Origin of the sequence: Caulobacter sp. X, assembly GCF_002742635.1 — a bacterium.
In the GTDB taxonomy this organism is placed as follows: Bacteria; Pseudomonadota; Alphaproteobacteria; order Caulobacterales; family Caulobacteraceae; genus Caulobacter.
Genome location: NZ_PEGF01000002.1, coordinates 1 through 19,060, shown reverse-complemented (window position 1 = coordinate 19,060; position 19,060 = coordinate 1). Strand labels below are relative to the sequence as shown.

The window sequence follows — 19,060 nt, the reverse complement described above, 5'->3', positions numbered from 1 at the left end:
CGCCCTCTTAGCGCGTCAGGGTTGACGTCCTCTTTACGTCTGTGGGTGCAAACAGCATCGTTAACCACGCTTCGTCGTCGCGGCCGTAGGGCGGCCGTGGGCCGGACGCGCGTCTTTCGGAGGCAGACCTTGGGCCGTTTCTCCCCCAAATCCCTCGATCTGGACGGCAAGGTGATCCTGGTCACCGGCGGCACCGGCTCGTTCGGCCGGCGGTTCATCGAGACCGTGCTGCGGCGCTACGCCCCGCGGAAGGTCATCATCTATTCCCGCGACGAACTGAAGCAGAGCGACATGCAGATCGAGCTGCGCGAGCAGTTCGACGAGAAGACCTACGCCAAGCTCCGCTTCTTCCTGGGCGATGTCCGCGACCGCGAGCGCCTGACCCTGGCCTTGCGCGGCGTCGACATCGTCATCCACGCCGCGGCGCTGAAGCAGGTGCCCGCGGCCGAGTACAACCCCTCGGAATGCATCCACACCAACGTGCTGGGCGCCGAGAACGTGGTCTGGGCCAGCCTCAGCAACGGCGTGAAGCAGGTCGTGGCCCTGTCGACCGACAAGGCCTGCAACCCGACCAACCTCTATGGCGCGACCAAGCTGGCCTCGGACAAGACCTTCGTGGCGGCCAACAACCTGTCGGGCGACATCGGCACGCGCTTCTGCGTCGTGCGCTACGGCAACGTGGTCGGCTCGCGCGGCAGCGTGGTGCCGCTGTACCGGCGCTTGCTGTCCCAGGGCGCGACCGAGCTGCCGGTCACCGACCCGCGCATGACCCGCTTCTGGATCACCCTGAACGAAGGCGTCGACTTCGTGCTGTCGTCCCTGACGATGATGCGCGGCGGCGAGATCTTCGTGCCGAAGATCCCGTCGATGGCCATGCCCGACCTCGTGAAGGCCATGTCGCCGACCGCCGGCATGAAGGTGATCGGCATCCGGCCCGGCGAGAAGCTGCACGAGATCATGATCAGCGCCGACGACGCCCGCGCCACCGTCGAGTTCGAGGACCGCTACGCGATCGAGCCCAACTTCGCCGAGTTCGGCCGCACGCCCTATTCCGCCGCCGACGGCGCCAAGCCGGTGGGCGAGGACTTCTCGTACAGCAGCGACAACAACCACGACTGGCTGTCGCCCGAAGGTCTCCTGGCGATGCTGGAGGAGAAGACCGCGCGATGAGCGGGTTCCTCCCCTACGGCCGCCAGACGATCGAGGACGACGATATCGCGGCCGTCGCGGAGGCCCTGCGCGGCGATTTCCTGACCACCGGCCCCACGGTCGAGGCGTTCGAGACCGCCTTCGCCCAAAAGGTCGGCGCCCGCCATGCCGTCGCCGTCTCGAACGGCACGGCGACCCTGCATCTGGCGATGCTGGCCCTCAAAATCGGAGAGGGCGACACCTGCATCGCCCCGTCCGTGACCTTCCTGGCCACCGCCAACTGCGCCCGTTACGTCGGAGCCGAGGTGGTGTTCGCCGACGTCGACCCCGACAGCGGCCTGATGACGCCGGAGACCCTCGCCGAGGCGCTGAACCGCGCGGCCGGCCGGCGCGTGAGGGCGATCCTGCCCGTCCACCTGCGCGGCGATGTCTGCGACCTGCCGGCCCTAAGGGCCCTGGCCGACGCGGCCGGCGCGGCGCTGGTCGAGGACGCCCCCCACGCCCTGGGCTCGATCGCCACCTTCGACGGGCTCGCCCACCCGGTCGGCGACGGCGCCTATTCCAGTTTCGCCAGCTTCTCGTTCCACCCGGTCAAGACCCTGGCCACGGGCGAGGGCGGCATGCTGACCACCAACGACGCGGCCCTGGCCGAGCGCGCCCGCCTGCTGCGCTCGCACGGCATGGTCCGTCCGGCCGGCGGCGATCCCTGGTGGTACGAGATGCCGGAGCTCGGCTTCAACTACCGCATCCCCGACGTGCTCTGCGCGCTGGGCCTGTCGCAGCTGAACAAGCTGGACCGCTTCGTCGCCCGCCGGCGCGAACTCACGGCGCTGTACGCCAAGCTCCTGCCCGAGCGCGCGCCCAAGGCCCGCCTGGCCGCGAGCCCCGCGCACTCGAACCCGGCCCTGCACCTCCTGACCGTGCTGATCGACTTCGAGGGCCTGGGGCTGACGCGCCGCGCCGTCGTCGAGGCGCTGAAGGCCAAGGGCGTCGGGACGCAGGTCCACTACATCCCGGTCCACCGCCAGCCCTATTACGTCAACCGCCAGGGCCTCGCCGACCTGCCCGGCGCGGACGCCTGGTACGCCCGCTGCCTGACCCTGCCGCTGTACCCGGCCATGACCGACGGAGATGTCGAGCGGGTGGTCGACGCCCTGGCCGAGGTGTTGGCCTAGAGCCCCTTCCGATCTGATTGCATCAATCAGATCGGATAAAAAGGGCTCTAATTCAAAAGTTTAGAGCATTTTTCGATCCGATAACCGTTTCACACTTATCGGAAAATGCTCTAGGCCACGCTGATCTGCGCGATCGGCTGGATGTCGGTGAAGTTGGGCACGTCGGCCGTCAGTTCAGCCCCCTGCGGACTGGTCAGCGAGGCCTGCATCGCCTCGGCGTCGCGGAAGAACAAGGTGACGATCTTGACGAACGGCGCGGGTCCGCCGTCGCCGGCGGAGACGCCCGTCAGGACCTGCACGTCGGTCAGGCCCGTCTCGGCGAAGGCCTTCTTCACCAGCGGGATGTGGTGGGCGTCGTAGTAGGCGTGATCGAACTTCGCGCCTTCGCGAGCGGGATAGAGGACGGTGAACACGGCCATGGCGATCTCCCAGCGGCCGGAATGACCGCGCCGATGGACCCTAGCGGGCGCCGCCAGGGAAGAGTCAAACGCCCGAGCGCTTCGACGGCCGCCCCTTGAAATAGGCCAGCGGGAAGATCGTCCCGAAGCAAAGCACGAAGGCGCCAATCAGGAACACGATGCTTGGAACGCGCGGCAAGGCTTTCGTCAGGACCATCATGCCCGCGAGCGGCCCCGCGATCAGCACGATCATCGCCGCCCAGCCCTGCCAGCGAACGGGCCACGCCGTGAACCGACCCGCCGTCAGCACATACTCGAATCAGACATCGGATTTTTCGCGGTTGTCCTCTGTCATCGTCTCCGCCCTCGACAACGTCAGGTTGGCCCGCCAGGCGGCGCGAATCCAGAGGGAAGACGCGCCCGCCGCTCAACATTAAATTATCGTCAGGCGCCTCCGCGAGACGGCGCCGGAGCCTCTAAGCGCCAAGAGCGTCGAGGGGAATCCATGTTTCGCACCATCCGCATCCTGGCCGCGGCCGTGACCTTGGCCAGCATGACCGCCGTCGCCCAGGCGGGGGATTATCGGCCGTCCTTCCATCCGGACACCTTGAAGGGACCGCCGCGCGGCGCGCCAAACGCGGTGATGGTTCTGGGCACGCCGCATCTTTCGGGCCTGCCCAAGACCTTCGACATGGCGCGGCTGTCACCCCTGCTGGAACAGCTGGCGGCGTGGAAACCGACCGGCGTCGCCACGGAGAGCCTCTCGGGCCTGCAATGCGACGCGCTGCGGCGGTATCCCGCCCGCTACGCCGAGACCGTGAAGAGCTACTGCCCCGATCCCTCGGCGGCGGGCAAGGCTTTGGGCCTGGATGTTCCCGCGGCCAACGCCGAGGCCGAGCGCCTGTTGGCCGCCTGGCCCGCCGAGCCCAGCGCCGCCCAGCGTCGCCGTCTGGCCGCCGTCTTCCTGGCGGCGGGCGAGCGCGGCTCGGCCTTGGTCCAGTGGCTGCGGCTGCCGGAAGCCGAGCGGAAGGCCGGCGAGGAGCTGAATGACGAGCTTGTGGCCCTGCTGGAAAAGATCAGGGCCAGCCGCAACGAGACCTATTCGATCGCGGCCGTCCTCGCCGCGCGCCTGGGGCACGAACGCCTGTGGAGCGTCGATGACCACACGGCCGACACCGCCGAAAGCGCCGATCCCGCCGAACTGAAGGCCTTCGAGACCGCCATCCGGGCCGCCTGGGACAATCCGGTCAGCCACGCCCGGCGAGCCGAGGACACGCGCCTTCAGCAAGACCTCGACAAGCCGGATGGCGTGCTGAACCTCTATCGCGTCTACAACGGCGCCAAGGCCCAGCGCATGGCCTATGAAGGCGACTTCGGCGCGGCCCTGCGAGACCCCTCGCCCCAGGGCTTCGGCCGCCAGTACGTCGGCTACTGGGAGACGCGGAACCTGCGGATGGTCGCCAATATCCGCGACGTGCTGGGCCAGCATCCCGGCATGCGCCTGCTGGCGATCGTCGGCGCCTCGCACAAGGGCTATTACGAGGCTTATCTGAACCAGATGCATGACGTGCGGCTGGTCGATGTCCAGACCGCGCTGCGCTGAGCGCCGCGCCCTGGCGAATAGCGATCAGCTGGCGCATCCTCCCCAAAACCCAGGGAGGGCAAAGAATGGCGCGGAAGAAGTCTGTGGTGGTCACCGGCGTGTCCACGGGCATTGGCTGGGGCGCGGTCAAGGTGCTGGTCGGCAAGGGCTTTCACGTCTTCGGCAGCGTGCGCAAGCCGGCCGACGCAGACCGCCTGAAGGCCGAGTTCGGCGACGCCTTCACGCCCTTGCTGTTCGACGTCACCGATGAGGCGGCCGTTCGCGCGGGCGCCCGACAGGTTGAAGCCGCGCTGGGCGGCGCGACGCTGGCGGGCCTTGTCAACAACGCCGGCGTCGCCGTGGCCGGTCCCTTGCTCTATCTGCCCTTGGACGAGTGGAAGAAGCAGCTGGACGTCAACCTGACGGGCGTGGTGATCGTCACCCAGGCCTTCGCGCCCCTGCTGGGCGCGGGCGGCGCCCCCGCCCCAGAGCCCGGCCGGATCGTCAACATCTCCTCGGTCGGCGGCCGCAACGCCAATCCGTTCATGGCCCCCTACTGCACCACGAAGTTCGGACTGGAGGGCCTGTCGGAATCCCTGCGCCGCGAGCTGCTGCCGTTCGGGGTCGACGTCGTGGTGGTCGCGCCCGGCGCGGTGGCCACGCCCATCTGGGACAAGGCCGACGAGACCGACACCACCCGCTACGCCAACACCGTCTACGCCCCAGCCCTGGAGAAGCTGCGCCAGTTCATGCTGGCGATCGGCAAGTCGGGCCTGCCGCCGGAGACGATCGGCGAGGCCATCGCCACCGCCCTGACCACCGCCAAGCCCAAGGTCCGCTACGTCGTCTCGCCTTCGCCGATGCAGGTGCTGATGACCGAGATCCTGCCCAAGCGCACGCTGGACAGGATCACCGGCCGGCGGCTGGGATTGCTGCCGGAGTGACAGGGCGCTGGGAACGTCGGCTTCGACCCTGATGGGACCCTGGCGGGGTGGTCGCGCTCCTTCTCCTCGGAGAAGGAGCCATCCTTACATCTCACGGCGAGACGATCGCAGGGCTGACCGGGTTGCTCAAGGACGACGCTTCGCGTCGCCGCCGCGCGGCCGGCCGGAGGCCGGTCCTTGACCAACCCGGTCAGCCCTGCACGCTGCAGCCTCCAAGAGATGTAAGGTTCGCACCGACCTCGCGAGGTCGGCTTTCGACCCTAGTCGGACATTGGCAAAGCATCCGCTGCGGATGCCAAATTGTCAGCAGGAGCGGAAGCCGAGCCGGATAAATCGGACGTGATCGCATTCTCCACGACCCTGCCGCTGGAGACGGTTTAGAGCGTGGGCCTGGCGAAGGTCCGGCGCAGCGACGCGCCGGACCATGCGCCGATCAGGCACCAGCAGAGGACGGCGCTTAAGCCGACCACGGGTGGGGCGTCCATGATCTTGACGCCCTTGCCCGTCGGCCAACGTAATACATAGATCCACACGATCTCGCTGATCGCGTACTGCACGACCAAGTAGGTGATCGCTGCGGGAGCGGCCAAGCGCGGGCGCCATGCCGCCAACAAAGCGCAAACTAACGCCTGCTGCAGCAGCCAATAGCTGTAGATCGCGGGCGATCCCAGTCGGTCCAGCAAGCGATAGATCGGAACCGTCGCGAGGAAGGTCACCGAGCGCCAGATTGGCAGGGCGCACGCTAGGACGACGGCCCAGAACAGTCCGTCGACGCGCAGGCGCCAGCCGAGCGCGCTGACTAGGCCGCCCAGCGCCCAAGACAACCGCCCGTCGTACAGCACGTCCAGCTCGGCCCGCATCGCCTGGCACAGAGTCCGGCGACCGGGTGGCGCGACCCAGGCCGCCAGGGTCAGGATGACACGGGACAGCGAGACGGTCGTCGGCATCAGACGGCTCCCTTGGGCGACAGCGCCAGCACTGTGTGGTTGGAGGTCGGGTTCTCGCGCAGCGCGGTAAGGCCTTCAGCGGTCAGACGGTAGGCATGGCGGGCGGGCCGGCCGGCCCGCTCCGGCTCCAGCCAGCGGCTTTCCACCAGGCCGCGTTCGTCCAGCCGCGCCAGTATCGGATACAGGCTGCCGGACTTCAGCCCGGTTACGCTGGCGATCTCTAACCCGTACGACCAGTCGCCGCGGCGCAGCGCGTGCAGAACGGCGAGCGTCTGAGCGGAGGGGCGGCGCTGGCGTATGGTCATGCAATAACTCTACATAAGTAGATATTTTGCACAAGGGCCTTCGCTAGGGCGCGGAGGTAGGCTCAGTCGTCGAACTTCATCCGGCCGCGCCCGGACTTCAGCCTAGGCGAAGGGCTGGAGAATTGATGGCCGCTCCCCACCCTCTGCAGCCTTCGCAAGCGTCCGCTTTCGCGTCGCCAAGACGCGCCTAAGCCGCCTTGCCGGCCAGGGTCTTGAGCAGGTCCATGGTGGCCGGGGACTCGGCCAGCTCCTCGCGGGCGCCGGGCCCGCGGGCCAGTTTCAGGGCCTCGACGCGGGCCTTTTCCGCGACCGGGCCGGTCGGGCCGGACTCGCCCATGGCCAGCTTGGCCAGCAGGGTCAGGCGATGCGGCAGCGGCGCGGGCGCGCGGACCAGCATGGTCAGGAGGCGCGTGTCGCCCTCGATCTGGGCGCCGATCTCGCCGAGCTTGGCGCACAGCGGCTCGTAATCTTCCCGCACCAGGCCCGAACGGGTCAGCTGGCGCTGGAGCCCAGCCAGTTGGCTCAGCTTGGCGACCGGGGAGTCGGGGCCCTGGCGCATTTCCTTCTCGAAGCGCATGGCGCTGATGTTGCCGTTCAGCCAGCGGGCGGCGTTGCGCTTGTTGACCGCGCCCATGACGTTCTCGGCCAGGCGGATCAGGATCTTGATCTCCTCGTATGAGGAGAGGTCGCGGCCCAGCAGGCTGTCGATGAAGTCGCCGTTCAGCAGGGTCTTGGAGCGCGTGGTGAAGGCGGCCTGGATGTCCTCGGCCTGCAGGATGCGGCCGGCGGCGGCCGTCAGGCTCATGGCCAGGGCGCGCAGATATTCGATCTCGGCCTCGGCGTCGCTGGGCTTGAGGCGGCGCACGCCGTTCAGCTCGGTCAGGACGCGCTCGGCGATCGCCTTGCGCACGGTCGGGAAGTCGTCGCCCGACAGCCAGTCGCTGAGCCGCTTGGCCGTGCCGGAAAGCTCGGGCATGCAGGCGCGCACGCTGGCCTCGATGCGGATCAAGGCCTCCACCGCCGCGCCGCCGGTCAGGCGGGTCATGGCGGCCAGGGTCGAGCCCAGGTCGTTCTTGGTGTCCAAGAGGTCGGCCATGCCGGCGCGCGAGCCGATGATTTCGGCCAGCGGCTGCTCGATGGCGGAAAGGGCCGCGGCGCGGGCGCGCGGCTCGGTCGGCGCGGCGTCGGCCAGGTCCAGCAGGCGGGCGATCTTGTCCGACCAGTTGACGGCCGGGGCGATCGAGGCGGCGACGCCCGCGCCCAGCAGGAAGGCGCGATCGGGATCGGCGACCAGGCGCTCGGCGGCCTTGGCGAAGCCTTCCTTGTCGAGGTCGGGCAGGGCGCCCTTCTTGAACGCCTTGCTCAGGTTGCCGATCGTGCGTTCGACGAGGCCCTGGAAGTGGCGGATGATCTCGTGGACCGTGACGCCGCGCGCCTCGGCCTCGGGAATGGCGATCTTCTGCAGCGCGTGCTGCAGGTCGGTGCCGGACGCTTCCAGCTTCTCGACCAGGTCGGGACGGTGCAGCAGCTCGAAAGGCGTGGCCTTGTGGCGGTTCAGCCAGCCCTCCAGCAGGCGGCCGATGCGGTCGCGAGCGTGGGCGGTGTAGAGGTCGGCCGGCTGGACGCAGAGCGGATCGCGCTCTTCCTCTTCCTTCTTCGGCTTGCCGCCGTCGACCATGCCCTTGGTGAAGATGGCGAGCGACTTGTATTCGCCGGTGTCGGGGTTCAGCGTCTCCTTGCTGACCCGCACGGCCACGGCGCGGCCCTGCTCCAGGACGTCTTCAGCCGTCTGGATGGCGTGCGCGCGGTTCTCGGTGGCGATTTCGAGCGTCCACTGCGCGCCGACCTTCCGTCGGACAAAAAGCTCGTAATGGATTTGGCTCATTCAATCGTCACTCCCGAGGCGCGACTATGGCGTACGAGACCTTAAGGTGAGGTTGAGGGAAACCCAGGTTGGGGGGCGCCACGATCGCGCCTTGCTGAGGCCGCAAAGGCCTAGGACTTAGGGCGGGAAAGCTTTGCCGCGACGCGCGTTGAAGCTGATGCGCTCGACCGGTAGGATCGGACGAGCGACGAAGGTCGAAGGATAAGATCGAATAGATGGCCGCCATCACCCTCATTGACGACGACGAGAACATCGTCGCCTCGATCGCGATGACCCTGCAGGCTCATGGGCACACCGTGAACCACTTCCACGACGGCGTGTCGGGGCTGGAAGGCGTCGAGGCCAATCCGCCGGATCTCGTCATCCTGGACGTCAAGATGCCTCGCATGGACGGCATGGAGGTGCTGCGCCGCCTGCGCCAGCACTCCGAGATCCCCGTGATCATGCTGACCTCCAAGGACGAGGAGATCGACGAGGTTCTGGGCTTCAACCTCGGCGCCGACGACTACATGCACAAGCCGTTCAGCCAGCGCCTGCTGGTCGAGCGGGTCAAGGCGGTGCTGCGCCGCGCGCGGCCCGAGGGCGAGACCGCCCCGGCCGACCCGAACGCGCCGGGCTCCAAGGTCATGAAGCGCGGCAAGCTCACCCTGGATCCCGCCCGTCACGACAGCCTGTGGGACGGCAAGCCCGTGCGCCTGACGGTCACCGAGTTCCTGCTGCTGCAGGCCCTGGCCCAGCGTCCCGGCTTCGTGAAGAGCCGCGACAACCTGATGGACGCCGCCTACGACGATCAGGTCTATGTCGACGACCGCACGATCGACAGCCACATCAAGCGCATGCGCAAGAAGTTCCGTCAGGTCGATCCGGAATTCGACTCCATCGAGACCCTGTACGGCGTTGGCTACCGTTACCGCGAGGCCTGAGCCTTCGGGGGCCGACGCCCCCCGTGGGCGCCTGGCCTGGCCGCGCGGCTCGCGGCTGGGCCGGCTGATCATCACCCTGAACGTCCTGGCCCTGGTGATCGTGGTCGTCGGGGCGCTGGTGCTGAACGAGCTGCGCAGCGGCCTCGTCAACGCGCGGATCGACAGCCTCAGCACCCAGGGCGAGCTGATCGCCAACGTCATCGACCAGTCGGCGACGATCGGCGAGCCCGAACCGGCGCTGGACTCCTATACGGCCAGCCAGATCTTCCAGCTGCTGTTCATCCCGCGCTCGCAGCGGGCGCGGCTGTTCGACGCCCACGGCAAGGTGTTGGCCGACTCGTTCGTGGTCGCCGACCGCGTCGACTGGAAGGTGCTGCCGCCCGCCCGCAAGCCGGGCCAGACCCAGGACGGCCCGCGCAAGACTCCCGCCGAGCAGGCCAAGGCCGAACGCGCCCAGAAGGCCCTGGCCGACGAGATCGCCCAGGCCATGAAGGGCCGCACCGTGGCCGGCACCCGCATCGACGAGGACGGCGAGCGGGTCGTCTCGGTCTCGATCCCGATCCAGCACGTGCGCGCCATCCTCGGCGTGCTGACCCTCGAGGCCGGCGACGTCGACGAGATCATCTCGGCCGAGCGCCGGGCGCTGCTGCCGTTCATCGTCGTGGCCATGATCGCGATCCTGACGTCGAGCGTGCTGCTGCATCGGCTGATCGCCATCCCCGTCCAGCGCCTGGCCCGCGCCGCCGACCAGGTCCGGCTGCAGGGCGCGCGCGCCATCTCCCTGCCCGACCTGTCGCGCCGCCACGACGAGCTGGGCGACCTGTCGCGCTCGCTGGAGGACATGACCCACTCGCTGTCCGAGCGCATGGACGCCATCGAGCGCTTCGCCGCCGACGTGGCCCACGAGATCAAGAACCCCCTGACCTCGATCCGCTCGGCCGTCGAGACCCTGGACCTGGTCAGCGACCCAGCCGCCCGCGCCCGCCTGCTGGCCATCCTGCAGAACGACGTCAACCGGCTGGACCGCCTGGTCACCGACATCTCCAACGCCTCGCGCCTGGACGCCGAGCTGTCGCGCGATCCGCCCAGGGCCCTGGACCTCAATCGCCTGCTGACCGAGGTGACCAGCCTCTACGAAGCCCAGCTGCGGCCCGGCGACGCCCCCGGCAGCGTGCGGGTCCGCTTCGCCAGCGCCGATCCGGGCCATCCGGCGCAGATCCTGGCCCGCGAGACCCCGATCGGCCAGGTGTTCCGCAACCTGATCGACAACGCCCGCTCGTTCAGCCCCGCCGACGGCGAGGTCCGCGTCGGCCTCTCCCGCGCCAAGGGCCGGCTGATCGCCACGGTCGAGGACGACGGCCCCGGCGTCCCGCCCGACAACCTCGAGACCATCTTCGAGCGCTTCTACACCTCGCGTCCCAAGGGCCGGGCGTTCGGCGGCAATTCGGGCCTGGGCCTGTCCATCGCCCGCCAGATCGTCGAGGCCCACGGCGGCCTGATCCACGCCGAGAACCGCCACGACGCCGCCGGCGCGGTGATCGGCGCGCGCTTCGTCGTCGACCTGCCGGAAGCGCGGGCGTGAGCAACCCCGAAATCCGCCACGCCGGCCTGATCGCCCGCCGCCAGGACGGCGTCTGGCGCGGCGCCCTGATCGAGGGCCCCTCCGGCGCGGGCAAGAGCGACCTGGCCCTGCGCGCCCTGGCCCACGGCTTCCGCCTGGTCGCCGACGACCGCGTCCTCGCCTTCGCCGCCGGCGGCCGCCTCTATGGCAAGGCCCCCGACACCCTGGCCGGCCTGATCGAAGTGCGCGGCCTGGGCGTCGTCGCCGCCGAGGCCGCCCTGCCCTTCTGCGAGGTCGCCGTCGTCATCCGCTGCGTCGCCGCGCCCGAGGCCGTCGAGCGCCTGCCCGAGCCCCGGACCGAGACGATCGCGGGCATGACCGTCCCCGTCTTCGACCTGTGGCCGCGAGAACCCGCCGCGCCTCTGAAAATCGTTCGCATCATGCAGTCTCTTGGAGTCCCTCTCTAACGGGCGTATCAAGACCGCCCGCGCGGCGTTCACTCGGTCGCGCAGGGAATGGGGATCCCGTTTGAGATATCTGGCATGATCGGGCTCGTGATCGTGACGCACGGGCGTCTGGCGGAAGAGTTTGTCTCCGCCATGGAGCATGTGGTCGGTCCGCAGACCGCCGTGAAGGCGATCTGCATCGGCCCCGAGGACGACATGGAGCGCCGCCGCTCCGACATCCTCAAGGCCTGCGCCGACGTCGACCAGGACGGCCACGGCGTCATCCTGCTGACCGACATGTTCGGCGGCACGCCCAGCAACCTGGCCATCTCGGTGATGGAGCAGACCAAGGCCGAGGTCATCGCCGGCCTGAACCTACCCATGCTGATCAAGCTGGCCAGCGTGCGTCAGCGCGAGAGCCTGCAGGCCTGCGTCGCCCACGCCCAGGAAGCTGGACGCAAGTACATCTCCGTGGCCTCCTACGTGCTCGCCGGAGAGAAGTGAGCGGAATGAATTCCAGAACGGTCGAGATCGTCAACGAGCGCGGACTGCACGCCCGCGCCTCGGCCAAGTTCGTGAAGATGGCGTCCAGCTTCGACGCCGAAGTGACCGTCAGCCGCGACGGCGCCAGCGTCGACGCCCGCTCGATCATGGGCCTGATGATGCTGGCCGCCGGCATCGGCTCGACCATCGACATCAGCGCCGAGGGGCCGGAGGCGGCGGCGGCGCTGGAGGCGTTGTGTGAGCTGGTGGCGAACCGGTTTGATGAGGAGCGGTAGGGGTTTGAAGCCTACTGGCGCTGTTACCCGCTAAGTCTTCTTCCCGGCATCGAAGAACATCGGGAAGAAGCTCTTCTGGTCTTTGAGCTTAAGAATGTCACCCGCGTCGATCGCCTTTGCAGAGCGACGCTCTCCTCCGGTGGGCGTGATCACCTGAATATCTGGGTTATCGATGAGGGCTTGGTGGACGTCGTCGGTGTGAGCGGGAGTTGCATTATAGATTCCCTCATAGAATTCGCCGACCCGAATGACATCCCCCGCCTCCGAGATAAGCCGAGGGATATCGGTCAGCAACTGGGTTCGGGCTCCCTCCCGTCCGCTGACATCAAATAGATAGAGCGCCCCGTCTTCATGGCTGGGGTCATAGGAAAGCATGTTCAAGCCCGAGCGGCCGAAGTGCGCTTGGGCGCTAGCGTTGTCATGCAGGACGTTGTTGTAAACCTGCCGGGCCCTGACCACGTTGGCGAAATGGATCATCCAATAACGCCAGCCGCCTGGGTTATTGATTGAAAATGGACTCACATAAGGGGCGCATGACCTGAAGGCGTCGAACACCAGTCGCTCCGCAGCACCGAGCCATGTGTTCTTGCTCATAGCGCCTTCCAACGCGCTCAGATCCGTCGACTGCAGTCCGAACGGACGAAGCTGATCCGCAAGCTTTATCGGATCGGCCTTTTTCAGGAATGAGATAAGTGCCTCGATCGCAAAGGTATAGAAAATCTCCACCGACGAGTAGGACCGCATGATATCAACCAGCGTGGCCCGCTCGACATGCTTGTGTCCGCATTGGTCTAGATTGAAGAGAACATTGCGGTATCGTCCCTGTTCGAGCGCTCGCTTGATCTTCGGGTAGGCCCCCTCAAACGGGTCGTTCATGTACTCGACGCGCACATGCAGGCGCGGCGTCGTAGATTGAATATCGGTTTGGAGCGGTGCCAAGTTGACCTTTAACCGCTCAATCGCGTCTCGACTGAAGTCGTTCAGCACGAGCAAGCATTCGATCTCGATCAAACCTAGCCCCTGAGCGGCGCGCTGTGTGTTGACCGCGTCGATCGCCCGTTTTAGCTCCTCAACGAAGATGAGCGGCGATCCCGACGTGCCACACTTATAGCGCCCGCCACCTGCGAAGCCATCAATGACCGCTAGTCGAAATCGCTCTTGCTGGGGGAGCTGACAGCGCACTGTTATATACTGGAAGAAGTATTCGCGGAGAATCTTGTGCTTACGGCGCGAATGCTCCTCAAGTTCAGCACCATTCGCCCACTCGTAAGGTTTCTCCATCGCCCACCCCTCAATTCAGCTTCTGCGGACTTTATGGTACGGCGGCCAAGCTTGTTGGCATTTCGTCCCAGGTCCGACCTCGATACTCTCGACCATTAGCTTTCTTGGACCTGCGCTTGTTGTCCTTGCCCCAGGTCCCCCATTGCTTAAAGAAGAAGGCCGTCTCGAACTTGGCGCATTGGCCGTAGATTTCGTCGATCCATTCTTCTCGAATGGGGCGCGCGAACCGGCCGCTCTCACCGCCGACGATCGCCCATTGGATACCGGAAAGATCGATCTCACCTACGGCACCGATCAACGGCTCGAATGAGACAAACCGGATAGCCGCCGGCACAGTGCGAAGGTAATCAATCCGCCCAGCGACCTCTGCGCTCTCGACGCTGGTTCCAAGCCAGACATTGGGCAGCACGTTGCCGATCTGCGTAGCAACGACCGACGCCATGCGCTCGGGCCGCTTAGTCAAAATCTGATAGTGATGGTGGGGCGTGTCTTGCATTACCCGCCAGACCTTTCTGATGAAGGCGTCGCTCACGCCCTCATGGAACAGGTCGCTCATCGAGTTGACAAAAATCTTCCTTGGCTTCTTCCACCCGTGCGGGATGGCCAGCGCGCCCTCGTCCTCGCGGACAACGCCATTCCAAATGGTGCGAGCGCCGCTTCGTCGGACCAGTCCCTGATATTTGGGGACGCCCATGGCTTCTAGGCGGCGTGCCATCTCCATGGCGTAACAGTGGGTACAGCCGGCGCTCACGATCGTACACCCTGCGACCGGGTTCCAGGTGGCGTCAGTCCACTCGATTTGCGTTTCAGCCATTGCGATCTCGCTAGGGGCCAGTCGTTGAACCAACCCCACTAACCTCACCATGCCACAAAGAACAAAAAAAGAACAAGCAGCAATATTAGCATCTATAGCGTGGGGTCCGTTAAGGATGGATTCACGGTACTTGGTCGTGGTGCCTCTGCGCTTAGACATGTGCGTCAGAGACCCAAGGCGTCGATCCTCGCCCACCCGACCTCCCAGGTCGGCGCTCTCCTTACACCTCTTGGAGGCTGGAGCGTGCGGGGCTGAGCGGGTTGGTCAAGGACCGGCCTCCGGCCGGCCGCGCGGCGGCGACGCGGAGCGTCGTCCTTGAGCAACCCGCTCAGCCCCGCGATCGTCTCGCCGTGAGATGTAAGGATGGCTCCCGCCGCTGGGGGACGGGAGGGCTGACACAGCAGACCGGCCCGCGCGAAACCCCTTTCTCTCGAGAGAGGGAGGGGCCCGCCGCGAAGCGGTGGGAGGGTGAGTGGCGACGAGGGTTGGCCGATAAGCCCCGGCCATTCAGCGGCCCGCCTTGTCCGGGCAGGCCTGTCTACTCACCCTCCCACGCTGCGCGTGGGTCCCTCCCTCTCTTCAAAGAGAGGAGATTGGCGCGGCTGAACGCTCGGCGTCGCCGTCTCCAGGCGCCGGTTCAAGTCGTGACGACACCAGCCCAGGTCGCGCAGCCGCGTCGGGGCGAGAAGCGCGCCCAGGGCCGGCCGATCGCGCGCCGGCGCGACGCCGGTCAGCCGCTCGCCGTCCGTGAAGTCCAGGCGGAATTGGCGCACCTTGAGCACGCCCAGAAGGCTGGTCTGCATGCCCACCTTGGCGACGGGTATGGACGGCGCGCCGACGGCCTCGAAGGTCAGGTCCACCACCTTGGGCCCGAACAGCCCCATCGCCCGCCGCGCCGTGATCGCGACCACGCGGAAGCCGGCCTCTTGTCGCTCGCTCATGTCCGATCCGTGGCGGGCTGGGTGGAGCTGAGGATGACCAGGCGGCGCGGCGGGCGTCAATCGGGGAAGGGAATCCTTCTCTCTTCAAAGAGAGGGAATTGGCGTGGCTGAACGCTCGTAGTTGGCGGAATAGAAGCCAGAGATTTCAAACACTTCTCACTTTTACACGCCGCTGGGTCATCCGCGTTGAAACCGCGCGCACAATCAGAGCCGTCCCCGTCGCGGGGGAGGGCGCTTGGATCCGGCCCAAAGCGGCGGCGGGGATAGGCTGAGCGGGGCCGCTTTCGGTCCCCGTCCGTTTCGGCAGGCCGCGCGGCTTACTCTTTAGGAGCGCGCGCGGGTGGCGGGACGGTCGGGACCAAGGTCGAAAGCGGAGCGACAGGGCGGTGATCGTATAAGCCGCCTATCGCGGATCGTCGGGCTGGACACGGAAGTCGCCGCTCCAGTTGGTCCGCGCCCGTCCGGGGGCTAGTGGGGTCCCGAGCTGAAACACGCTCACGCCCCCCATCCTCACGGGCAAGAACAGCCTGGCGGAGCGGTCGTTCGAGCCGAAACGCAAATCACACTCACGGTCTCCGGGTTCGCCCGGCCGCTCCGTCGCCTCCCCAACACCTTCAGCGAGCGATCGCGTGAAGCAGAGATGTCGTGTCCGCCAGTCAGTTCCTCCCCCGCCTTGCGGGGGAGGTGGCCCAGAGGGCCGGAGGGGGCCATCTCGGCCGACGTCCAGCTTGCCCCCTCCGTCGGCTCCGCCGACACCTCCCCCGTGTCACGGGGGAGGAACTTCACAGGAGCACCCCATGCCCAAGTCCAAGCCACCCCGCCGCAAGCGTCCGCGCCATGTGAACAGCCATGATCGGGGGATGGTCGACTTCTTCGATCGCCTGGAGCGGATCACCGATCGGGCCGAGCGCGAGGCCGAGGCCCTGGCCGATCGCATCCCGCCCGAGGAGCTGGCGGCCATGCGGGCCACCTGCGCCGAGAACCGGCGGATCTTCGCCGAGGCGCGGGCCGAGATGCTGGTTCCCAGCCGCACGCCGGTGCTGGATCGCCTGGCCGGCGAGATGCGGCGACGGGAGCGCCGGGTCGGACGGGGCTGAGCGCTCCGCCGGCTACTCCGCCGCCGCCACGAACTCGGCGCGGACCGAGCCCATCGGCTTCAGGTCCAGGTCCTGGAACAGGCGGCTGTCCTCGTCCATGTCGGGCAGCGGGGTGGTCAGGAGCTTGCCGCCGACGAAGATCGAGTTGGCGCCGGCCATGAAGCACAGGGCCTGCAGCTCGCGGCTCATGCCCTCGCGGCCGGCCGACAGGCGGACCATCGATTTCGGGCAGACCAGGCGGGCGACGGCGATGGTGCGGACGAACTCGATCGAGTCGATCTGCTTGGCGCCATCCGCCAGGATCTTGTCGCCCAGCGGGGTGCCGCTGACGGGCACCAGGCCGTTGATCGGCAGGCTGTCGGGGTGGGCCGGCAGGGTGGCCAGCTGATGCAGGAGGCCGGCGCGGTCGCGGCGCGTCTCGCCCATGCCGACGATGCCGCCGCAGCAGGTGCTCATGCCCGCGTCGCGGACGTGGGCCAGGGTGTCCAGCCGCTCCTGATAGGTGCGGGTGGTCACCACGTCCTTGTAGTAGTCCGGACCGGTGTCGAGGTTGTGGTTGTAGTAGTCGAGGCCGGCGGCCTTCAGGGCCTTGGCCTGGTCGGCGGTCAGCATGCCCAGGGTGGCGCAGGTCTCCATGCCCAGAGCCTTCACCTCGGCGATCATGGTCGCCAGCTTGGGCAGGTCGCGGTCCTTCAGCTCGCGCCAGGCCGCGCCCATGCAGAAGCGCTGGGCGCCGCCGTCGCGGGCGGCGCGGGCCTTGGCCACGACGTCCTCGGCCTCCATCAGCTTCTCGGCCTTGAGGCCGGTCTTGAAGTGGGCGGACTGGCTGCAATAGCCGCAGTTCTCGGCGCAGCCGCCGGTCTTGACGGACAAGAGCTGCGAGAGCTGAATTTCGGAGGGATCGAACCAGGCGCGATGGACGTTGGCGGCTTGATGGACCAGGTCCATGAACGGCAGGTCGAAGAGGGCCTCGACCTCGGCCAGGGTCCAGTCGTGACGGGGTTCGAACGCGTTGATCTTGCTCATGGCGCGCACGTTTGGACCGGCGCCATGGTGTTTGCAAGGCCTTGCCAAGGCGCGCGTTCGTCACCATAGCGCTGGGGCGGCCCTGGCGTTCTTTCGGGCTTTGTCGCGACCCGCGCGGGAGGGGATCAGGTCATGGATCGCGAGATCGAGCTGAAGTTCCTGCTGCCGCCCGAGGCCGCCAGCCTGGCCTTGGCCGAGCTGAAAGCCGTGCAGGCCGGCGAGGGCGCGGTGCGCCAGCTGGATGCCACCTATTTCGACACCCCCGACCACGCCCTGCGCCGCGCCGGCTACGGCCTGCGGGTGCGCGACGGCGAGGGCGGCCGCAAGCAGACCCTGAAGTCGGCCTCGGCGGGCGGGGTCTTCTCGCGGGGCGAATGGGAGACGGTCGTCGAGGGGCCGGGCCCCGATCGCGACGCCCTGGCCCTGACGCCGGCGGCCGCGATGCTGCGGGACCAGCCCCTGGCGCCGGTCTTCACGACCCATGTCGAGCGCGTGGTGCGCCTGGTCCAGGTCGGCGAGGCGATCGTCGAGACGGCGCTGGACCGCGGCGAGCTCAGCGCCGCCGATCGCCGCGCGCCGGTCTGCGAGCTCGAACTCGAGCTGAAGGCCGGCCCGCCTCGGGCGCTGTTCGACTTGGCTCGCACCCTGGCCGACCGCGTGCCGCTGCGCCTGTCGCTAGTCAGCAAGGCCGAGCGCGGCTACGGCCTCGCCGCCGGCGAGGACGGCCTGCCGCCGCGCCGACATGCGGCGGGCTTGAGCCACCGGGCCACCGTCGGCGAAGCGCTGCAGACCTTGGGCCGCGCCGATCTCGGCCATCTCTGCGCGGCGCTCGAAGCCCTGCGCGAACGGCCCGAGGCGCAGGCCGTGCACCAGGCGCGCGTCGCCGCCCGGCGGCTGCGGGCGCTGCTGAAGATCTTCAAGCCCCTGGCGAAGGACGAGGCGGCCCAGCGCCTCGACGAGGAACTCTCGTGGCTGGCCGGCGAGTTTGACAACGCCCGCGACCTCGATGTCTTCGTCGACGAGATCTGGCGCGGCGCCGCGCCCGGCGCGGAATTCTCGGGCAAGGACGCCTTCGAGCGGGGGCTACAGGCGGTCCACGCCAACGCCTATCTGCGGATGGAAGCCGCGCTGGAAAGCCCTCGCGCCCGCGCGGTGCTGCTCGAAGCCGCCGCCTGGCTCGAGGCCGGCGACTGGACGACCGATCCCGCGCTGGCCGAGATTCGCGACGGTTCGGCCAAGGCCTACGCCGCCGAGGCGCTCGAGCATCGCCGCAAGGCGGTGAAGAAGCGCGCCAAGCACTTCGACGACCTCGACGCCGCCGCCCGCCATCGCCTGCGCCTGAAGGGCAAGACCCTGCGCTACGCCGCCGAGGACCTCGCCCCGCTGTTCCCCGACCACGCCGAGCGCGCCGATCGCTTCGTGAAAGCCGCCAAGGCCGCTCAGGACACCCTGGGCGCGCTCAACGACCGCTCCGTCCGTGAAGACCTCGTCGGCCTCGCCGCCCACGGCGACGCGGATCTCGCGCGCGCGGCCCAACGCGTGGTGCTCGGCGACGAGGAGCAAGACCTGCTCTCCGCCGCTCGTGACGCCTTGAAGGACCTCATCGAGGCCAAGCCGTTCTGGTGAAGCCGAGCTCCAGACACGAAAAAAGCCGCCCGAAGGCGGCTTCTTGTCGATCTAGACCCTTGGGTGCGGGGACAGGATTTGAACCTGTGACCTTCAGGTTATGAGCCTGACGAGCTACCGGGCTGCTCCACCCCGCGTCAGGGTGTTTTGTATTGTGAGGGAGGGTTCGTGGACTTTGGTT

The 19,060-nt window shown here is 67.6% G+C and carries 22 protein-coding genes and 1 tRNA gene; 12 read left to right on the top strand and 11 right to left on the bottom strand.

Annotated elements, in window-relative coordinates:
• Nucleotides 1-129: 129 nt before the first annotated feature.
• Nucleotides 130-1,170, top strand: coding sequence for a UDP-N-acetylglucosamine 4,6-dehydratase (inverting) (gene pseB / locus CSW60_RS12380; RefSeq protein ID WP_099537677.1), 1,041 nt, complete (start codon nt 130-132; stop codon nt 1,168-1,170).
• Nucleotides 1,167-2,324, top strand: coding sequence for a UDP-4-amino-4,6-dideoxy-N-acetyl-beta-L-altrosamine transaminase (gene pseC / locus CSW60_RS12375; RefSeq protein ID WP_201723049.1), 1,158 nt, complete (start codon nt 1,167-1,169; stop codon nt 2,322-2,324). Before pseB ends, pseC begins: the two co-directional genes overlap by 4 nt.
• A 110-nt stretch (nt 2,325-2,434) precedes the next feature.
• Here the strand turns inward: pseC and CSW60_RS12370 are convergent, their stop codons facing one another.
• Both CSW60_RS12370 and CSW60_RS12365 read right to left on the bottom strand, forming a co-directional pair.
• Nucleotides 2,435-2,743 carry an EthD family reductase gene (locus CSW60_RS12370; RefSeq protein ID WP_099537676.1) on the bottom strand — a complete coding sequence of 103 codons (309 nt, stop codon included), beginning with the start codon at nt 2,741-2,743 and terminating at the stop codon, nt 2,435-2,437.
• 64 nt (nt 2,744-2,807) lie between these two features.
• Entirely contained in the window at nt 2,808-3,032 is a 225-nt protein-coding gene (locus tag CSW60_RS12365; protein ID WP_236634273.1) for a hypothetical protein, read from the bottom strand.
• 195 nt (nt 3,033-3,227) lie between these two features.
• Here CSW60_RS12365 and CSW60_RS12360 point away from each other — a divergent pair, with 195 nt between their 5' ends.
• The 3 genes from CSW60_RS12360 to CSW60_RS24025 all read left to right on the top strand — a co-directional run bounded on the left by CSW60_RS12360 (nt 3,228) and on the right by CSW60_RS24025 (nt 5,429).
• Nucleotides 3,228-4,325 (top strand): DUF5694 domain-containing protein, encoded by a 1,098-nt coding sequence (locus CSW60_RS12360; protein WP_099537675.1) that lies wholly within the window; start codon nt 3,228-3,230, stop codon nt 4,323-4,325.
• 65 nt (nt 4,326-4,390) lie between these two features.
• Nucleotides 4,391-5,248, top strand: a complete 858-nt coding sequence (locus CSW60_RS12355; protein WP_099537674.1) for an SDR family NAD(P)-dependent oxidoreductase — start codon at nt 4,391-4,393, stop codon at nt 5,246-5,248.
• A gap of 88 nt (nt 5,249-5,336) precedes the next feature.
• Nucleotides 5,337-5,429 carry a hypothetical protein gene (locus CSW60_RS24025; protein ID WP_236634329.1) on the top strand — a complete coding sequence of 31 codons (93 nt, stop codon included), beginning with the start codon at nt 5,337-5,339 and terminating at the stop codon, nt 5,427-5,429.
• A 196-nt stretch (nt 5,430-5,625) separates the two neighbouring features.
• Here CSW60_RS24025 and CSW60_RS12350 read toward each other — a convergent pair whose 3' ends face one another.
• The 3 genes from CSW60_RS12350 to CSW60_RS12340 form a co-directional block, all read right to left on the bottom strand.
• On the bottom strand, nt 5,626-6,195 hold the full coding sequence (locus CSW60_RS12350) for a hypothetical protein (RefSeq protein ID WP_099537673.1): 570 nt from the start codon (nt 6,193-6,195) through the stop codon (nt 5,626-5,628).
• Nucleotides 6,195-6,500, bottom strand: coding sequence for a PadR family transcriptional regulator (locus tag CSW60_RS12345; protein ID WP_099537672.1), 306 nt, complete (start codon nt 6,498-6,500; stop codon nt 6,195-6,197). The genes CSW60_RS12350 and CSW60_RS12345 overlap by 1 nt, the downstream gene beginning before the upstream one ends.
• A 187-nt stretch (nt 6,501-6,687) precedes the next feature.
• On the bottom strand, nt 6,688-8,385 hold the full coding sequence (locus CSW60_RS12340; protein ID WP_099537671.1) for a hypothetical protein: 1,698 nt from the start codon (nt 8,383-8,385) through the stop codon (nt 6,688-6,690).
• Nucleotides 8,386-8,600: 215 nt separating this feature from the next.
• Between CSW60_RS12340 and CSW60_RS12335 the strand changes: the two genes are divergently transcribed.
• From CSW60_RS12335 to CSW60_RS12315, 5 genes are all read left to right on the top strand, one after another.
• The gene (locus CSW60_RS12335) at nt 8,601-9,308 is read left to right on the top strand and encodes a response regulator transcription factor (protein ID WP_099537670.1); all 708 of its coding nucleotides are present in this window, start codon (nt 8,601-8,603) and stop codon (nt 9,306-9,308) included.
• The gene (locus tag CSW60_RS12330) at nt 9,283-10,890 is read left to right on the top strand and encodes an ATP-binding protein (RefSeq protein ID WP_099537669.1); all 1,608 of its coding nucleotides are present in this window, start codon (nt 9,283-9,285) and stop codon (nt 10,888-10,890) included. Before CSW60_RS12335 ends, CSW60_RS12330 begins: the two co-directional genes overlap by 26 nt.
• An 11-nt stretch (nt 10,891-10,901) precedes the next feature.
• Nucleotides 10,902-11,336, top strand: coding sequence for an HPr kinase/phosphorylase (locus CSW60_RS12325; RefSeq protein WP_099539108.1), 435 nt, complete (start codon nt 10,902-10,904; stop codon nt 11,334-11,336).
• A 75-nt stretch (nt 11,337-11,411) separates the two neighbouring features.
• Nucleotides 11,412-11,819 carry a PTS sugar transporter subunit IIA gene (locus tag CSW60_RS12320; RefSeq protein WP_099537668.1) on the top strand — a complete coding sequence of 136 codons (408 nt, stop codon included), beginning with the start codon at nt 11,412-11,414 and terminating at the stop codon, nt 11,817-11,819.
• Nucleotides 11,816-12,094, top strand: coding sequence for an HPr family phosphocarrier protein (locus tag CSW60_RS12315; protein ID WP_099537667.1), 279 nt, complete (start codon nt 11,816-11,818; stop codon nt 12,092-12,094). The genes CSW60_RS12320 and CSW60_RS12315 overlap by 4 nt, the downstream gene beginning before the upstream one ends.
• Before the next feature lie 30 nt (nt 12,095-12,124).
• Here the strand turns inward: CSW60_RS12315 and CSW60_RS12310 are convergent, their stop codons facing one another.
• From CSW60_RS12310 to CSW60_RS12300, 4 genes are all read right to left on the bottom strand, one after another.
• The gene (locus CSW60_RS12310; protein WP_099537666.1) at nt 12,125-13,375 is read right to left on the bottom strand and encodes a three-Cys-motif partner protein TcmP; all 1,251 of its coding nucleotides are present in this window, start codon (nt 13,373-13,375) and stop codon (nt 12,125-12,127) included.
• A gap of 31 nt (nt 13,376-13,406) precedes the next feature.
• Nucleotides 13,407-14,189 carry a phage Gp37/Gp68 family protein gene (locus tag CSW60_RS12305; RefSeq protein WP_099537665.1) on the bottom strand — a complete coding sequence of 261 codons (783 nt, stop codon included), beginning with the start codon at nt 14,187-14,189 and terminating at the stop codon, nt 13,407-13,409.
• Nucleotides 14,190-14,453: 264 nt separating this feature from the next.
• Nucleotides 14,454-14,546, bottom strand: a complete 93-nt coding sequence (locus CSW60_RS23155) for a hypothetical protein (protein WP_236634328.1) — start codon at nt 14,544-14,546, stop codon at nt 14,454-14,456.
• A gap of 185 nt (nt 14,547-14,731) precedes the next feature.
• Nucleotides 14,732-15,130: a hypothetical protein gene (locus CSW60_RS12300; RefSeq protein WP_099537664.1), complete on the bottom strand. Its 399-nt coding sequence runs from the start codon at nt 15,128-15,130 to the stop codon at nt 14,732-14,734.
• 797 nt (nt 15,131-15,927) lie between these two features.
• On the opposite strand from CSW60_RS12300, the gene CSW60_RS12290 reads away from it, so the two are divergent.
• A complete protein-coding gene (locus tag CSW60_RS12290; protein WP_099537663.1) occupies nt 15,928-16,227 on the top strand; it encodes a hypothetical protein in 300 nt (99 codons plus the stop codon).
• A gap of 12 nt (nt 16,228-16,239) precedes the next feature.
• Here CSW60_RS12290 and bioB read toward each other — a convergent pair whose 3' ends face one another.
• A complete protein-coding gene (gene bioB / locus CSW60_RS12285; protein ID WP_099537662.1) occupies nt 16,240-17,253 on the bottom strand; it encodes a biotin synthase BioB in 1,014 nt (337 codons plus the stop codon).
• Between the two features lie 132 nt (nt 17,254-17,385).
• On the opposite strand from bioB, the gene CSW60_RS12280 reads away from it, so the two are divergent.
• Nucleotides 17,386-18,879 carry a CHAD domain-containing protein gene (locus tag CSW60_RS12280; protein WP_099537661.1) on the top strand — a complete coding sequence of 498 codons (1,494 nt, stop codon included), beginning with the start codon at nt 17,386-17,388 and terminating at the stop codon, nt 18,877-18,879.
• A 60-nt stretch (nt 18,880-18,939) separates the two neighbouring features.
• Here the strand turns inward: CSW60_RS12280 and CSW60_RS12275 are convergent.
• Nucleotides 18,940-19,016 (bottom strand) — tRNA-Met (locus CSW60_RS12275).
• Between the last annotated feature and the right edge of the window lie 44 nt (nt 19,017-19,060).

What these genes read in the sequence shown, in the direction of transcription:
- pseC (WP_201723049.1), top strand. Translation starts at nt 1,167, where the DNA reads ATGAGCGGGTTCCTCCCCTACGGCCGCCAGACGATCGAGGACGACGAT.
- CSW60_RS12370 (WP_099537676.1), bottom strand. Translation starts at nt 2,743, where the DNA reads ATGGCCGTGTTCACCGTCCTCTATCCCGCTCGCGAAGGCGCGAAGTTC.
- CSW60_RS12360 (WP_099537675.1), top strand. Translation starts at nt 3,228, where the DNA reads ATGTTTCGCACCATCCGCATCCTGGCCGCGGCCGTGACCTTGGCCAGC.
- CSW60_RS12355 (WP_099537674.1), top strand. Translation starts at nt 4,391, where the DNA reads ATGGCGCGGAAGAAGTCTGTGGTGGTCACCGGCGTGTCCACGGGCATT.
- CSW60_RS12350 (WP_099537673.1), bottom strand. Translation starts at nt 6,195, where the DNA reads ATGCCGACGACCGTCTCGCTGTCCCGTGTCATCCTGACCCTGGCGGCC.
- CSW60_RS12345 (WP_099537672.1), bottom strand. Translation starts at nt 6,500, where the DNA reads ATGACCATACGCCAGCGCCGCCCCTCCGCTCAGACGCTCGCCGTTCTG.
- CSW60_RS12340 (WP_099537671.1), bottom strand. Translation starts at nt 8,385, where the DNA reads ATGAGCCAAATCCATTACGAGCTTTTTGTCCGACGGAAGGTCGGCGCG.
- CSW60_RS12335 (WP_099537670.1), top strand. Translation starts at nt 8,601, where the DNA reads ATGGCCGCCATCACCCTCATTGACGACGACGAGAACATCGTCGCCTCG.
- CSW60_RS12320 (WP_099537668.1), top strand. Translation starts at nt 11,412, where the DNA reads ATGATCGGGCTCGTGATCGTGACGCACGGGCGTCTGGCGGAAGAGTTT.
- CSW60_RS12310 (WP_099537666.1), bottom strand. Translation starts at nt 13,375, where the DNA reads ATGGAGAAACCTTACGAGTGGGCGAATGGTGCTGAACTTGAGGAGCAT.
- CSW60_RS12305 (WP_099537665.1), bottom strand. Translation starts at nt 14,189, where the DNA reads ATGGCTGAAACGCAAATCGAGTGGACTGACGCCACCTGGAACCCGGTC.
- CSW60_RS12300 (WP_099537664.1), bottom strand. Translation starts at nt 15,130, where the DNA reads ATGAGCGAGCGACAAGAGGCCGGCTTCCGCGTGGTCGCGATCACGGCG.
- CSW60_RS12290 (WP_099537663.1), top strand. Translation starts at nt 15,928, where the DNA reads ATGCCCAAGTCCAAGCCACCCCGCCGCAAGCGTCCGCGCCATGTGAAC.
- bioB (WP_099537662.1), bottom strand. Translation starts at nt 17,253, where the DNA reads ATGAGCAAGATCAACGCGTTCGAACCCCGTCACGACTGGACCCTGGCC.
- CSW60_RS12280 (WP_099537661.1), top strand. Translation starts at nt 17,386, where the DNA reads ATGGATCGCGAGATCGAGCTGAAGTTCCTGCTGCCGCCCGAGGCCGCC.